This window comes from Paracoccus sp. JM45 (genome assembly GCF_003590715.1).
In the GTDB taxonomy this organism is placed as follows: Bacteria; Pseudomonadota; Alphaproteobacteria; order Rhodobacterales; family Rhodobacteraceae; genus Paracoccus.
The window spans coordinates 40,444-53,565 of sequence record NZ_QQVY01000010.1 but is presented as its reverse complement, the minus strand read 5'-3'; the positions used below and the strand labels follow the sequence as shown (position 1 = coordinate 53,565).

Below are 13,122 nucleotides of genomic sequence, written 5' to 3'. Positions count from 1 at the left end.
GTTTCATGCCTTTTGGGCGGTTTGGAAACCCCCCTTCCCTTAGGTTACCGCGGATTTCTTGTGGAAATCCGGATGATCCCAACTTCCGTCATGCAGAATGCCGGCAAGGACACGAACCGCGTGATCCACATCGTCCAGATTGTTGTAAAGCGGTGCAAAACCGAAGCGCAGCACATCTGGCGCACGGAAATCGCCGATAACCCCCTGCGCGATCAATGCCTGCATCACGGCATAGGCATGGGGATGGCGGAAACCGACCTGCGATCCGCGATGTTGGGGATCACGCGGCGAATGCAGGGTGACATCGGGGCAATTCGCCTCGACCCCTGCAATGAATGCCTCGGACAGCTGGACGGAGCGGGCGCGCAGATCGGTCATATCGACCCCGTCCCAGACATCCAGTGCTGCCTCTAACGCGGTCATGGCAATTACAGGGGGCGTGCCGACGCGCATCCGGTCGATGCCGCCTGCGGGGCGGTAATCCAGATCAAAGGCAAAGGGTGCTGTATGCCCCATCCAGCCTTGCAGGATCGGCTGGGCCGCTTCGGCATGACGGGGATGGGTCCAGATGAAAGCGGGCGCCCCCGGCCCGCCATTCAGGTATTTATAGGTGCAGCCGACTGCAAAATCGGCATTCGCGCCAGTCAGATCCACATCAACCGCCCCTGCCGAATGCGCCAGATCCCAGACGGTCAACGCGCCCGCCGCATGGGCCTTAGCGGTCAGCGCCTTCATATCATGGCGACGGCCCGTGCGGTAATCAACTTCGGTGATCATTAGGACGGCGACGTCCTTGTCGATGGCATCTGCCACATCTTCGGGGGCCACGACGCGCAATTCGGCATCGACCGCATCCGCCAGACCTTGTGCCACATAGAGATCGGACGGGAAATTTCCGCTATCAGACAGGATCACACGGCGATCGGGCCGCAGGGCGTGTGCCGCGCTGACCGCCTGAAAGACCTTGATCGACAGTGTATCGCCCATGACCACCTGACCGTCCCCTGCACCGATCAAACGGGCAATACGGTCGCCGACCTTACGCGGCTGATCGAACCAGCCCGCCTTATTCCAACCGGTGATCAGCATTTCCGACCATTCATCCGCCATCATATCGGCCACCCGCGCCTTGGCCGCCTTGGGCATCGGACCAAGCGAGTTTCCATCCAGATAGGTTACGCCTTCCGGCAGATAGAAAGCGGCACGGGTTTTGGCGAAATCGGTCATGTCAGGCTCCCTCTTGACGGGACGCTAGCAGGCAGGTCACCTGCCGGAAAGAGGGGTTTACCATGATCTATCAGGTGCATGACTGGGACGATGCCTATGCCAATGGCGCGCATATCCCCGATGGCGATGATTATCCTGCCCGCTGGACCGATGCCGCAGCCCAGTTCCGCGGAAAACATCCTTTGACGAAAATTGCAGACGGCGATCTGTTCCTGCCGCAAAAGGCACCGCACGGGCTGATGGTTTTCATTCACGGCGGATACTGGATGAAAACCGGTCCTTCGGTCTGGTCGCATCTTGCCGAAGGGGCGCTGATGGCCGGATGGGCCTGCCTGCTGCCTGCCTATACGCTAGCACCGCAGGCGCGCATTTTCGAAATGACCATACAAGTCGCTGAACAGATCACTTTGGCAGCGGGTCAAACCGCAGGTCCGGTTGCCCTGACCGGCCATTCGGCGGGCGGGCATCTGGCCGCACGAATGATCTGTGATGACGGGACATTGGACAGATCGGTCACAGACCGGATCACTGCCTGCGTGCCAATCTCTCCGCTATCGGATTTGCGGTCACTGATGCGGACAGCGATGAATGATACATTGCATTTAGACCTGCCCGAGGCTCTGTCGGAAAGCCCTGCGCTTTTGGAACCGCTGCAGGGCATTCCGGTCACGACATGGGTCGGCGGGTCCGAACGCCCCGAGTTCATCCGCCATGCACGTCTGCTGGCGGATGTCTGGGCCGGTCTGGGGGTGGCCACCGATTGTGTCATCGACCCCGGCCTGCACCATTTCAACGTGATCGAGGCGCTTTCGCGCCCCGACACGCCTCTGATGAAAAGGCTGCTGAGTTACAGCGCTTTGCGATAGTCAAAATCATCAGGGTTGGGGCCTGTGCGATGGTCGCGACCCAAAGCATCCAGTGCTTTCATATCGGCAGGTGTCAGTTCGAACGTCAGAATATCGAAATTCTGCATCAGACGGTCGGGGTGTTCCGATTTGGGAATGACCGACAGGCCGTGCTGGATATGCCAGCGCAAGATCACCTGAGCAGGGCTGCGGCCCAGACGATCCGCAATGTCTTTTACCTGCGGGTTATCGAAGCTGTCGCCACGACCCAGGGGGGTCCAGCTTTGGGTTGCAATGCCCAAGGTCTTGTTCACCTCGCGCAGTTCGACCTGCGGCAGCGAGGGATGCAGTTCGATCTGGTTCACCGCAGGGGCGACACCCGTTTCGTCGATCAGGCGGCGCAGATGGTCCTCATGGAAATTGGCCACCCCGATCGAGGTGACACGACCCTCGTCGCGCAGCTTGATCATGGCTTTCCATGTCTCGACGTATTTATCCAGCTTGGGCAGCGGCCAATGCATCAGGTAAAGGTCCAGCTTTTCCAGACCTGTCCGCGCCATCGTTTCATCGAATGCGCGCATGACATTGTCATGCCCGTGTGAATCGTTCCACAGCTTCGAGGTGACAAATATCTGGTCGCGCGGAACGCCCGAATTGCGGATCCCTTCGCCCATGCCGCGTTCGTTCTTATAGGCCGCAGCCCCGTCGATCAGCCGGTAACCGGTCTTCAGCGCCTGTTCGATGACCTTTGGCGTATCTTCATCGGCAATCTGCCAGATGCCGGTGCCCAGCTGGGGCATTTTATGGCCGTCGTTCAACGTCATGATCGGTTGGGTCATGGGTGACTCCTTTCGTTTTCGGCGTTCCAACGCGTGGCCGGCGCGATCGTTTCAGCGAAAGGCAAACAGTTTCGCGTCAGGATCGGGCTTGCCTGCGATCGCGGCGGCAATCACCTGCGAGGCGATAACCGAGAAAGTGATGCCATTTCCCCCGAACCCCATCACCGCAAAAACCCTGTCATGGCGGGGCACACGGTCGATGATAGGCAGGCCATCGGTCGTATTGCCGAATGCCGCCGACCAGACATAGGCCGGTTTCCCGATATCGATCCCCGCCAGATCGCGCAGCTTGTCACAGATGGCACGGGCCTTTTCGTCCAGCAGGGCCGGATCATCATTGCGGTCGGGACTGTCCTCATCCTCTCCTCCGACGATGATGCGGCCATCGGGTGTGGTGCGGTAATAGAGATAGGGCTCGGCTGCTTCCCAGACCAAAAAATCATCCAGCCAGTCGGGATGCGCCAGCCCCGGTTCCGACGCCAGCGCCCAAGTCGAGGTGATCTGATGCGTCGCACTTTGCATGGCGGGCAGAAATTCATAGCCGGTGCAGAACACCACATGATCGGCGGTCAGCGCCTGCCCGTCCGCCGTGGCCAAGGCCACGCCGCTTGGCAATTCGGCCATATCCGTCACTTCGGTGTCCGACAGGATCACCGCGCCGCGTGACTGCGCGACCTTCAGCAGCCCCGCGGTCATCTGCGCGGGGTTCGCACTGGCAGATGCATCCGACACAATCGCCCCTGTCCGGTCCAGCCCGAACCTGTCGCGCAGGGCGGGTGCATTCAGATATTCGGCGGCAATACCTGCGGCCTTACGGGCAGCCGCTTCGTCCTGCATGGCCCGCGACCCAAGGATGTTTCCCGTCAGATACAGCGCCTGTTTGGCCTGCATCTGACAGTCCAGCCCCAAGTCATCCACCAGATCGACAAGATCCTGCACCGCTTTGGCCGACCGGCGCCAGACAGCATTGGCCTTGGTCGTGCCCATGTCGCGGATATGGTGGATCATCGGGATGTCGATTTCGTGCTGGATCATCGCGGTCGAGGCGGGCGACGATCCGCGCACCGGTGCGCGGCGGTCAAGGATCAGCACCTTGCTGCCTTGACGGGTCAAAGCCTCGGCGACCAAAGCGCCACTGATGCCCGCGCCGACGATAATGGCGTCAAAGTGATCGCGTTCGGTCATCCGGCCCGACTGCACGGTGACATTCGGCGTTTTCAGCCAATATGGCGTCCCCGTGCGTAGGTCGTCCTTGATGGTCTTGGCATCCCTGCCCTTGGGGTCCTTTGTCATCGCAATCCTCGCCACATGTCAGGCTGTAACCGCTGGCGCGGGGACAGGTTCCCCAAGGCGGGAACCGCCATCGTCGCAGGTGGTTAAGGCCTTGCGGAACCCTTGTCCGCGAAAGGTAAATCATGGACCAGCCGGTCATCCCCTTCGATCTTATCCGTATGTTCATCGGCGAACAGCCACCGCTGTTCTATGCCGAGATTCTGGTCCGCACCCTGATCGTCTATCTCTATACGCTGCTGATGATCCGCTGGATCGGCGGGCGCGGTGTGGCGCAGCTGTCGATGATCGAATTCGTTCTGGTCATCGCGCTTGGTTCGGCGGTGGGCGATGCCATGTTCTACCCCGAGGTGCCCCTGTTTGCCGCCATGGCCGTGATCACCATCATCGTGACGTTCAACAAGCTGCTGGACCGTCTGATCGTCCGCTATGACCGTGCCAAAAACATGGTCGATGGACGGCCCATCGCCTTGGTGCGCGATGGCCGTATCTTGCTGGACGCCACCAACCAGCGCGATCTGGGGCTGGCGGAAATCAAGGCGATGCTGCGTCTGGCGGGCATTGCCAATCTGGGCGAAATCAACGTCGCCTATCTGGAGGCGGGCGGCGGTTTGTCGGTTTTCCGGACCAAAAATCCGCATCCCGGCCTGTCGCTGCTGCCGCCACTGCATCTGTTAAATCCGCCGCCGCATCAGGACAAGCCGCTTGCGATGAACGCCCAGACATGTTGTGGGAATTGCGGTGCGCCGCATGGTGCGCAAATCATCGCCACCCGTGCCCCCTGCCATTTCTGCGGCAGCCGGACATGGCAGGCCCCCGAATGGCCCGACGCCGCGACGGACCCTGTCAAAGGTGGTGCCAAGCCGATGGAGTGACCTATGAAAGTCTATACACTAGTGGTCGAACTTGGCCGCAAAGCGGGTGACGGATTGCCCAAAAAAGCCACCGGCGCAGGGCTTGTCTGCTATGCCGCCGGCACGGATGAGGGCGAGGCCGTGCGTGAAACCGTTGCCATCCTGAAACAGGCCGATATGGCACCGCTGGATGTGACCGGATACGGCACGCTGGAAGAACGTCTGGCCGATAACCACGAAATTGACGACGATGAACGCGCCCTGATGGAACGGGCCCTGACGGAAAATTCGGTGATCATCGCGCAGATGACACCCTATTACGGGGACGAAGGGTCGCAGGACGAACCACGTCACTAACCCGCCTGCGATGCCCTGACAGGGCATCGCGCGCCCTACCCATAAGCGCCACATTCGGCTAGACTGTTCACAATAAAAACCCGAGCAGTCACGAACAGGCGATCTTATATGAGCATTTCCCGCATTTTCCTGTCCACCGCCCTGATCGGGGTCCTTGCGTCATGCGCGTCCCCTGTGTCGCGAATGCCAACCTCCGGCGGTCCTGTGGCAGGATATTCGTCCGTTACCCCCACAGCGATTCCCGCAGCATCCGCCGCCGATGAGGCAGGATTGCAGCGTTTTGTCCAAAGCTTCCGCTCGCGCGCGCTGTCGTCGGGCATTTCGGGTGCGACCTATGATCGCTCCATGCGCATCGCACAGTACAATCCCGACGTGATCCGTCTGGACCGTAAACAGTCCGAATTCTCGCGTCCGGTCTGGCTGTATCTGGACAGCGCCGTGTCCGATGTCCGCATCACCACCGGCCGTGAAAAGAACGCACAGCTGTCCTCGACCCTGTCGCGGATCGAATCGCAATACGGCGTCCCGCGTGAAATCGTGCTGGCCGTCTGGGGTATGGAATCGAACTTCGGCGGCAACCGCGGCAAGATGCAGATCATCCCGTCGCTGACCACGCTGGCCTATGACGGTCGCCGCGGTGAAATGTTCCAGAACCAGCTTATCGCCGCGCTGAAGATCCTGCAGGCGGGCGACACCGACCCCGAACACATGCTGGGCAGTTGGGCTGGCGCGATGGGTCACACCCAGTTCATGCCGACCTCGTACTTGGAATATGCCGTCGATTTCACCGGCGATGGCCGTCGCGACATCTGGTCGGATGATCCCACCGACGCCTTGGCATCGACCGCCGCCTATCTGGCGCGCAGCGGCTGGCAGCGCGGTCAGTCATGGGGTGCCGAGGTGCAATTGCCCTCGAACTTCAATATGGGTCTGATCGGCAAGGGCACGCGTCGTTCCAGCGGTGACTGGTCGGCGCAGGGCGTACGCAAAATCGGAGGTGGCGCGATGCCCTCGGGAAGCGGCTCGATCATTATGCCTGCAGGCGCGCGTGGTCCCGCGTTCTTTATCACAGACAACTTCCGCGCCATCCTGCGCTATAACAACTCGGACAACTATGCGCTTGGCGTGGCCTTCCTTGGCGAACGCATCGCCGGACGTTCGGGCATTCAGGGCGGCTGGCCGCGCAGCGACCGCCCCCTGTCCAGCGCCGAGCGTGAGGAAATTCAGGTCCTGTTGAAGCGTCGCGGATTCTATGACGGCGAAATCGACGGGCTGTTCGGTTCGGGCACGATGGAGGCTGTGGCCGCATTCCAACGCGCGATCGGGACGACGCCGGACGGTTATCCGACCTCGATCCTGCTGGGCCAGCTGCGCGGTTGAGCGTGGATGACACCACCGGTCCCGCACCTGCGGGTCCGTTTTCACCAGATGATCGCGCGGCAGTTTACCGCGCGATCAGGCTGCGCCGTGATGTGCGGTCGCAATTCTTGCCCGACCCGATTGCCCCCGAATTGCTGATGCGCCTGTTGCAGGCCGCCCATGATGCACCATCGGTCGGCCTGTCGCAGCCGTGGAACTTCATCCTGCTGCGCGACCCCGCCGTGCGCCAGCGTATCCACGACGCCTTCGAACGCGCCAATACCGAGGCTGCAGACAAGTTTCCCGACCGCAAAGCACTGTATTCATCGCTGAAACTTCAGGGGATTCTGCAGGCGCCGGTCAATCTGTGCATTACCTGCGACCGCAGCCGTGGTGGCGAACATGTCTTGGGCCGCACCCATGACCGTGCCACCGATCTGTATTCCACCGTCTGCGCCGTCCAGAACCTGTGGCTGGCCGCACGGGCCGAGGGTGTTGGCGTCGGTTGGGTCAGCATTTTCCGCGACGATGACCTGCGATCCATCCTGCGCCTGCCCGACCATGTCGTGCCGGTGGCCTATCTGTGCATCGGCCATGTGTCGGAGCTGTATGAAGAACCGGAATTGCAGGCGAAGGGCTGGGCCAACCGCCTGCCCTTGCAGGAACTGGTGCTGGAGGACAGCTGGGACGGCCCTCAGGCCAGTTTGTCGCGGAATGCGGCCAAGACTTCGGCGTAAACATCGCGCTTAAAGGGCACGATGCTGTCCAGCAGGTCGTCGGCGCGCATCCATTGCCATTTGTCGAATTCGGGGTGGTCAGTAACGATATTCACATCGCTATCCTGCCCCGTGAACCGCAGCAGCAGCCATTTCTGACGCTGGCCACAAAAGCGGCCCTTCCACGCCTTGCCCAACAAATGTGGTGGCAAGTCATAGTAAACCCAGTCGGGCGTTTCCCCCAGCACCTCGACCTTATCGGTCGACACGCCGGTTTCTTCGACCAATTCACGCAGCGCGGCATGATGCGCGGTTTCGCCCGCATCAATGCCACCTTGCGGCATTTGCCATGCATCCGGCGTGTCGATGCGCTGGCCCGCGAAAATCAGGCCAGCGTCATTGATCAGCACGACACCCGCGCAGGGACGATAAGGCAGGCCCATCGGCCCTATGCGGTCTGTCATCTGCTTATCCTTCGTCGGCGGCGTCTGCGCCGTCCGCCTGTGCGGCGGGGGTCGCATCTGCGGGCACATCATCGGCGCTGAAGCTGACCGTGGCTAGGCCTTTGAGAATATCAACGGCATAGGCCAGCTGATAATCCTCGTCCCGCAGGGCGGCGGTGGCTTCAACCTCGGCGGCCTCATCCTCCATCTGCTTGCGGTCCTCGTCGCTGATGTCATTACCAAGGGCACCGCGCAGATCCGCCTCGGACCGGCTGAAGCTGCTGTTGGTGCGGCTTTCAGGCTCGTCCTCGGGTTTGACCGGCGCGGGCTGGGCGACAAGAATGTCGGGCTGGATACCAAGCGACTGGATCGAGCGGCCCGAGGGCGTGTAATAGCGCGCCGTCGTCAAACGGATCGCACTGTCCGAGGTGACCGGCATGACCGTCTGCACACTGCCTTTGCCGAATGATTTTTCGCCAACGACAATCGCGCGGCGGTGATCCTGCAACGCGCCTGCGACAATTTCCGATGCACTGGCGGAACCGCCATTGGTCAGAACGACCATCGGCTTGCCTTGGGCCAGATCGCCTTCCTCGGCGTTCCAGCGTTCGCTGTCCTCGGCATTGCGGCCACGGGTGCTGACGATTTCGCCCGCATCAAGGAAGGCGTCCGACACGCTGATCGCCTGATTGAGCAAACCGCCGGGATTGTTGCGCAGATCCAGCACAAAGCCGGTGACCTTATCGATGCCGCCCGCTTCCTCGACCGCTTTGTCCAGTTCGGCCTTCAGCGTGTCATAGGTTTCATCGTTGAACGTCGAGACACGCAGGACGACTGCATGGCCTTCGACGCGCGACCGCACGACGGTCAGTTTGATCGTATCGCGCGACATGGTCAGATCGAACGGTTCCGATTCGCCTTCGCGCAGGATGGTGATGGTGATTTCGGACCCGACGGGGCCGCGCATCAGTTCGACCGCATCATCAAGGTTCAGGCCCAGCAGCGATTCGCCGTTCACATGGGTGATGAAATCGCCCGACTGGACGCCAGCCTCGGCGGCGGGGGTGTCGTCGATGGGCGACACGACCTTGACCATGCCTTCTTCCTGACTGACCTCGATGCCGAGGCCGCCAAAGCTGCCCCGCGTCTGGGTCTGCATGTCGGAATAGGCATCGGCGGACAGGAAGCTGGAATGCGGATCAAGCGAGGTCAGCATGCCGTTGATCGCCGCCTCGATCAGTTCCTTGTCGTCGGGGGCTTCGACGTAATCGGCACGGATGCGTTCGAAGATATTGCCGAACAGTTCAAGCTGTTCATAGGTGGCGGTATTGCGTCCGGCCTCTTGTGCCATAAGGGGGCCGGCGATTTGAGTCGTTGCCAGCGCCCCGGCAAGTACGCCCCCCAGTCCTGCGATCAGATAATGTCTCATGGCGGCCTTTCCTGCCTCAGTCCTGTTGCGGGTCGACGAACGGATTCAGCACGAACCATTCTGCCGGGTCCAGCGTTTCATTGCCCTGACGCAATTCAAGATACAGCGATTCACTGCGTCCGGCTTGATTGCCGCGGGCAGCGTCCGCGACGAATTGTGGTCCGAATTCCTGGGCAGGTGCTTCCGCGCCCCCCATCAGACCGACGGGATCACCCGATTTCAACACATCCCCCACTTCCCCGAAGACCTGGCTGAGGCCTGCGAAGATCATAAGATAGCCGCGTGCGGGTTCGACGATCATCACATTGCCGTAATCCAGAAACGGTCCACGATAGCGAATTGTCGCAGGCCAGGGCGTTTGCACCAAAGCGGCAGGTGCGGTGGCAATGACCCAGCCGGGGCGTTTGACCCCCGCCGCATCGGGTTCGTTGTAAGGGCGCAGCACCGTGCCGATCACCGGAAGGCGCAGGCCACCCTTCGCGCCTTCGAAATCATCCATCGGCGCACCGATGTCTTTTTCCATCTTGGCGATGCCGATCGCAAAATCATTCAGACTTTGCGCAGCCTCGCGCAGGGCGCTTAATTCTTCGGGGTCTTCGGCATAGCGCACCGGCATCGAGCTGCGATCCGTCACAGCACTGGACAGCAGGCGCCGCGCCTCTTGCACGGATGCCAGACCTGATCCCAGCATACCGGCCGCATTGGATTGCAATTCGCGGACCGTGGCGATTTCATCCAGATCACCCTGCAAAGCCTCGGCCTCGGCGCGCAGGCCGGGGGTGACGCCTGACAGCAGCATCGCAGAACGCGCATTGGCAAGCGCCCCCGCAGGATGCAGCAGCATCGTGCTTTCGGGGCTTTGCTGCAGCGCCGTCATGGCCCCCAATACCTGACCCAGCGTCTCGCGTTGGGCGTCGAAACGGGTGCGCAGCTCTGCCTCGCGGGCGCTGGCTTGGCGCAAGCCGTCGCGCAACGCGGCCAGACCGGTTTCATAGCCGCGAATCACTTCCGTCAGGGCGACGACCTGATCATCGGCGGTCACAGCCTCGGCCAGTTCACCGATCGAGGCACGCAGCAATGCCGCAGCATCTTCAGCGTCACTGACCGCCTTATTCGCCGGAGAAACCTGCGCAAAGACGGGTGTCACCTGCATGCAGGCAATCATCGCAACAGCAAGGGCGCGCAGCTTCATTTGGTGATCAGGCTTTCCCCGGTCATTTCCGCCGGAAGCGGCAGGCCCATCAGATCCAGCACAGTGGGTGCCAGATCGGCCAGACGTCCGGCGCGAACCGATGCGCCCTCGGGACCGCCATAGACGATGACCGGCACGGGGTTCAGCGTATGGGCCGTATGGGCGTTGCCGGTGTCAGGGTCCAGCATCTGTTCGCAATTGCCGTGATCGGCGCAAATGACCGCCGCACCGCCGACCTTGTCCAAAGCCTCCAGCATGCGGCCCAGACCCTGATCCACAGCCTCGCAGGCGCGGGCGGCGGCAGAGAGGCTGCCGGTATGGCCGACCATATCGGGGTTGGCAAAGTTCACGACGATCAGATCATAGCCGGCACCGATCACCTCGACCAGTTTGTCCGCAACCTCGACCGAGGCCATTTCAGGGGCCATGTCATAGGTCGCGACCTTGGGGCTTTGCGGCATATGCCGGTCTTCGCCGTCTTCGGGGGTTTCCTTGCCGCCGTTCAGGAAGAAGGTGACATGGGGGTATTTTTCAGTCTCGGCCAGACGGAACTGGCGCAGGCCCTTGGATGCCACCCATGCGCCAAGTGTGTTGACCACCTGCGTCTTGGGGTATGCCGTCTGCATGAATGCGTTATGGCGGCTGCTGTAATCCACCATGCCCAGCATGCCCGCCCATTCGGGGCGATCACCTGCATCGAATGCATCAAAATCGGGATCGGCCAGCGCCGACAGGATTTCGCGCGCACGGTCGGCACGGAAGTTCAGGCAGAACAGCCCGTCCCCGTCCTGCGCGCCGTTATAGCCGTCGATGACGAAAGGCGGGATAAATTCATCGGTTTTGCCATCGCGATAGGCTGCGACAATGGCATCCTCGGCGGTGGCGGCATCCGTGCCCCGACCTGCGACCATGGCACCGAAGGCCTGTTCGACGCGGTCCCAGCGGTTGTCGCGGTCCATCGCGAAATAGCGCCCGACGACGGTGCCGATCCGCGCGCCTTTCGGCAAGCCTCCCTGCAACTCCGTCAGATAACCATGGGCCGAGCTGGGGGCCACGTCGCGGCCATCGGTGATCGCATGGATCACCACAGGCACGCCCGCATTGGCGATAATGGTCACTGCCGCCAGCATATGCTGCAAATGGCCATGCACGCCGCCGTCGGACACAACACCCATGATATGCGCGGTGCCGCCGGTTGTCTTCATCCGGTCGATGAAATCCAGCAAGGCGTCGTTCTTGCCAAAGCTGCCGTCCTCGATCGCAAGGTCGATCTGACCCAGATCCATGGCAACAACGCGTCCCGCCCCGATATTGGTGTGGCCGACTTCGGAGTTACCCATCTGGCCGCGGGGCAAACCCACATCGGGGCCATAGGTGATCAGCGTCGAATTGGGACAGTCGCGCATCAAGCGGTCATAATTGGGCGTAGCGGCCTGGTCAGGCGCGCTCTGCTCGGGCCGGTCCGACAGGCCCCAACCATCAAGAATGCACAGGATCACGGGTTTGGTCATGATTGCCTCGCGGTTTTCTCCCTCTTACGCGTGCGGATGCCGGACGGCAACCGAACGTGCGAAGGGATGGCAAGGCTTTGCCCGATTTGGCGGCTGATGACAGGCGCAAACCATCACTTACGCGCGATGGTAGGGGGATCCCGACAGAATCGTTGCAGCGCGATACAGCTGTTCGGACAGCATGACGCGCACCAGCATATGCGGCCAGACCATGCGGCCAAAGCTGATGGACCAATCGGCACGGGCGCGCAATTCGGGGTCCAGACCGTCGGCACCGCCGATAACAAAGCACACATCGCGTGCTTCGTCGCGCCAATTGCCAAGACGGGCGGCGAAATCGGGCGACAGCGGCTGTTCACCGCGTTCGTCCATCATCACCAGTGCCGCACCTTGCGGCAGGGCACGTGACAAAAGCTCGGCCTCGGCTTTCATACCGAGGCCGCGCTTGTCCTCGACCTCGATCACAGAGACGGCCGGCAGCCCGAGGCTGCGGCCCGTCTTTGCAAAACGGTCAAGGTAATCGGCGATCAGCGCCGCTTCCGGGCCCTTGCGAAGCCGCCCGACGGCGGCAATATCGATTCGCATGGCCGGTCGTTACGGCTGGGGGTGAATATCGTCGCGGACACGGCTAAGCGCATCTGCGGGCATCCACATCTTTTCCAGCTGATAGAAATCGCGCACTTCGGGCCGGAACACATGGACGATAACATCATCCGTGTCGATCAGCACCCAATCGCCGGTCTCTTTGCCTTCGATACGGGGGCTGCGGCCTGTCGCCTGTTTGACGCGATCTGCCAGCTTTTCCGCAATTGCGCCAACCTGACGCGAGCTGCGGCCCGATGCGATCACCATGTGATCGGCCATGGCAGAGCGACCCCGCAAATCGATGCTGACGACCTCTTCGGCCTTGTCATCATCAAGCGAAGTCATGACAAGCGAAAGGATTTGATCGCTGGTCAGCGAACCTTCCGCAACGGTGGTTGCCGGCCCTTGGGCCGACGGGACGTCTTGTGACAGGGTTATATCCTCCGGTCGGCGCGCCGATGACCCCCGGCGCAGG

14 protein-coding genes are annotated in these 13,122 nt (G+C 61.4%); 5 read left to right on the top strand and 9 right to left on the bottom strand.

From position 1 onward, the window contains the following. Positions 1 to 39 precede the first annotated feature (39 nt). The gene (gene kynU, locus DWB67_RS13020; protein ID WP_119807986.1) at positions 40 to 1,227 is read right to left on the bottom strand and encodes a kynureninase; all 1,188 of its coding nucleotides are present in this window, start codon (positions 1,225 to 1,227) and stop codon (positions 40 to 42) included. A gap of 62 nt (positions 1,228 to 1,289) precedes the next feature. On the opposite strand from kynU, the gene DWB67_RS13015 reads away from it, so the two are divergent. Then, positions 1,290 to 2,093, top strand: a complete 804-nt coding sequence (locus tag DWB67_RS13015; protein ID WP_220475130.1) for an alpha/beta hydrolase — start codon at positions 1,290 to 1,292, stop codon at positions 2,091 to 2,093. Here the strand turns inward: DWB67_RS13015 and DWB67_RS13010 are convergent. Then, positions 2,075 to 2,911: an aldo/keto reductase gene (locus tag DWB67_RS13010; protein WP_119807985.1), complete on the bottom strand. Its 837-nt coding sequence runs from the start codon at positions 2,909 to 2,911 to the stop codon at positions 2,075 to 2,077. The two genes, DWB67_RS13015 and DWB67_RS13010, sit on opposite strands and share 19 nt — an antisense overlap. Positions 2,912 to 2,962: 51 nt before the next feature. Next, positions 2,963 to 4,204 carry an FAD-binding oxidoreductase gene (locus DWB67_RS13005; RefSeq protein ID WP_119807984.1) on the bottom strand — a complete coding sequence of 414 codons (1,242 nt, stop codon included), beginning with the start codon at positions 4,202 to 4,204 and terminating at the stop codon, positions 2,963 to 2,965. 122 nt (positions 4,205 to 4,326) lie between these two features. Here DWB67_RS13005 and DWB67_RS13000 point away from each other — a divergent pair, with 122 nt between their 5' ends. From DWB67_RS13000 to bluB, 4 genes are all read left to right on the top strand, one after another. Then, positions 4,327 to 5,076: a DUF421 domain-containing protein gene (locus DWB67_RS13000; protein ID WP_119807983.1), complete on the top strand. Its 750-nt coding sequence runs from the start codon at positions 4,327 to 4,329 to the stop codon at positions 5,074 to 5,076. Between the two features lie 3 nt (positions 5,077 to 5,079). Next, positions 5,080 to 5,412: a hypothetical protein gene (locus tag DWB67_RS12995; RefSeq protein WP_119807982.1), complete on the top strand. Its 333-nt coding sequence runs from the start codon at positions 5,080 to 5,082 to the stop codon at positions 5,410 to 5,412. A 108-nt stretch (positions 5,413 to 5,520) separates the two neighbouring features. After that, a complete protein-coding gene (locus tag DWB67_RS12990; RefSeq protein WP_119807981.1) occupies positions 5,521 to 6,792 on the top strand; it encodes a lytic murein transglycosylase in 1,272 nt (423 codons plus the stop codon). A gap of 2 nt (positions 6,793 to 6,794) precedes the next feature. Then, on the top strand, positions 6,795 to 7,508 hold the full coding sequence (gene bluB, locus DWB67_RS12985; protein WP_119808020.1) for a 5,6-dimethylbenzimidazole synthase: 714 nt from the start codon (positions 6,795 to 6,797) through the stop codon (positions 7,506 to 7,508). Here bluB and DWB67_RS12980 read toward each other — a convergent pair. The 6 genes from DWB67_RS12980 to rsfS form a co-directional block, all read right to left on the bottom strand. Beyond that, positions 7,466 to 7,951, bottom strand: coding sequence for an RNA pyrophosphohydrolase (locus DWB67_RS12980; RefSeq protein ID WP_119807980.1), 486 nt, complete (start codon positions 7,949 to 7,951; stop codon positions 7,466 to 7,468). The genes bluB and DWB67_RS12980 overlap by 43 nt on opposite strands. Positions 7,952 to 7,955: 4 nt before the next feature. Further along, positions 7,956 to 9,359 (bottom strand): S41 family peptidase, encoded by a 1,404-nt coding sequence (locus DWB67_RS12975; protein WP_119807979.1) that lies wholly within the window; start codon positions 9,357 to 9,359, stop codon positions 7,956 to 7,958. 16 nt (positions 9,360 to 9,375) lie between these two features. Beyond that, complete coding sequence (locus tag DWB67_RS12970) at positions 9,376 to 10,551, bottom strand: murein hydrolase activator EnvC (RefSeq protein ID WP_119807978.1); 1,176 nt, start codon at positions 10,549 to 10,551, stop codon at positions 9,376 to 9,378. Continuing rightward, a complete protein-coding gene (gene gpmI, locus DWB67_RS12965) occupies positions 10,548 to 12,062 on the bottom strand; it encodes a 2,3-bisphosphoglycerate-independent phosphoglycerate mutase (protein WP_119807977.1) in 1,515 nt (504 codons plus the stop codon). The genes DWB67_RS12970 and gpmI overlap by 4 nt, the downstream gene beginning before the upstream one ends. A gap of 117 nt (positions 12,063 to 12,179) precedes the next feature. Further along, a complete protein-coding gene (gene rlmH / locus DWB67_RS12960; RefSeq protein WP_119807976.1) occupies positions 12,180 to 12,647 on the bottom strand; it encodes a 23S rRNA (pseudouridine(1915)-N(3))-methyltransferase RlmH in 468 nt (155 codons plus the stop codon). Between the two features lie 9 nt (positions 12,648 to 12,656). Continuing rightward, the gene (rsfS, locus tag DWB67_RS12955) at positions 12,657 to 12,992 is read right to left on the bottom strand and encodes a ribosome silencing factor (RefSeq protein ID WP_255418674.1); all 336 of its coding nucleotides are present in this window, start codon (positions 12,990 to 12,992) and stop codon (positions 12,657 to 12,659) included. Positions 12,993 to 13,122 lie beyond the last annotated feature (130 nt).

Excerpts from the sequence above, each read along its gene's own strand:
- kynU (WP_119807986.1), bottom strand. The coding sequence starts at position 1,227 with ATGACCGATTTCGCCAAAACCCGTGCCGCTTTCTATCTGCCGGAAGGC.
- DWB67_RS13015 (WP_220475130.1), top strand. The coding sequence starts at position 1,290 with ATGATCTATCAGGTGCATGACTGGGACGATGCCTATGCCAATGGCGCG.
- DWB67_RS13010 (WP_119807985.1), bottom strand. The coding sequence starts at position 2,911 with ATGACCCAACCGATCATGACGTTGAACGACGGCCATAAAATGCCCCAG.
- DWB67_RS13005 (WP_119807984.1), bottom strand. The coding sequence starts at position 4,204 with ATGACAAAGGACCCCAAGGGCAGGGATGCCAAGACCATCAAGGACGAC.
- DWB67_RS13000 (WP_119807983.1), top strand. The coding sequence starts at position 4,327 with ATGGACCAGCCGGTCATCCCCTTCGATCTTATCCGTATGTTCATCGGC.
- DWB67_RS12995 (WP_119807982.1), top strand. The coding sequence starts at position 5,080 with ATGAAAGTCTATACACTAGTGGTCGAACTTGGCCGCAAAGCGGGTGAC.
- DWB67_RS12990 (WP_119807981.1), top strand. The coding sequence starts at position 5,521 with ATGAGCATTTCCCGCATTTTCCTGTCCACCGCCCTGATCGGGGTCCTT.
- DWB67_RS12980 (WP_119807980.1), bottom strand. The coding sequence starts at position 7,951 with ATGACAGACCGCATAGGGCCGATGGGCCTGCCTTATCGTCCCTGCGCG.
- DWB67_RS12975 (WP_119807979.1), bottom strand. The coding sequence starts at position 9,359 with ATGAGACATTATCTGATCGCAGGACTGGGGGGCGTACTTGCCGGGGCG.
- DWB67_RS12970 (WP_119807978.1), bottom strand. The coding sequence starts at position 10,551 with ATGAAGCTGCGCGCCCTTGCTGTTGCGATGATTGCCTGCATGCAGGTG.
- gpmI (WP_119807977.1), bottom strand. The coding sequence starts at position 12,062 with ATGACCAAACCCGTGATCCTGTGCATTCTTGATGGTTGGGGCCTGTCG.
- rlmH (WP_119807976.1), bottom strand. The coding sequence starts at position 12,647 with ATGCGAATCGATATTGCCGCCGTCGGGCGGCTTCGCAAGGGCCCGGAA.
- rsfS (WP_255418674.1), bottom strand. The coding sequence starts at position 12,992 with ATGACTTCGCTTGATGATGACAAGGCCGAAGAGGTCGTCAGCATCGAT.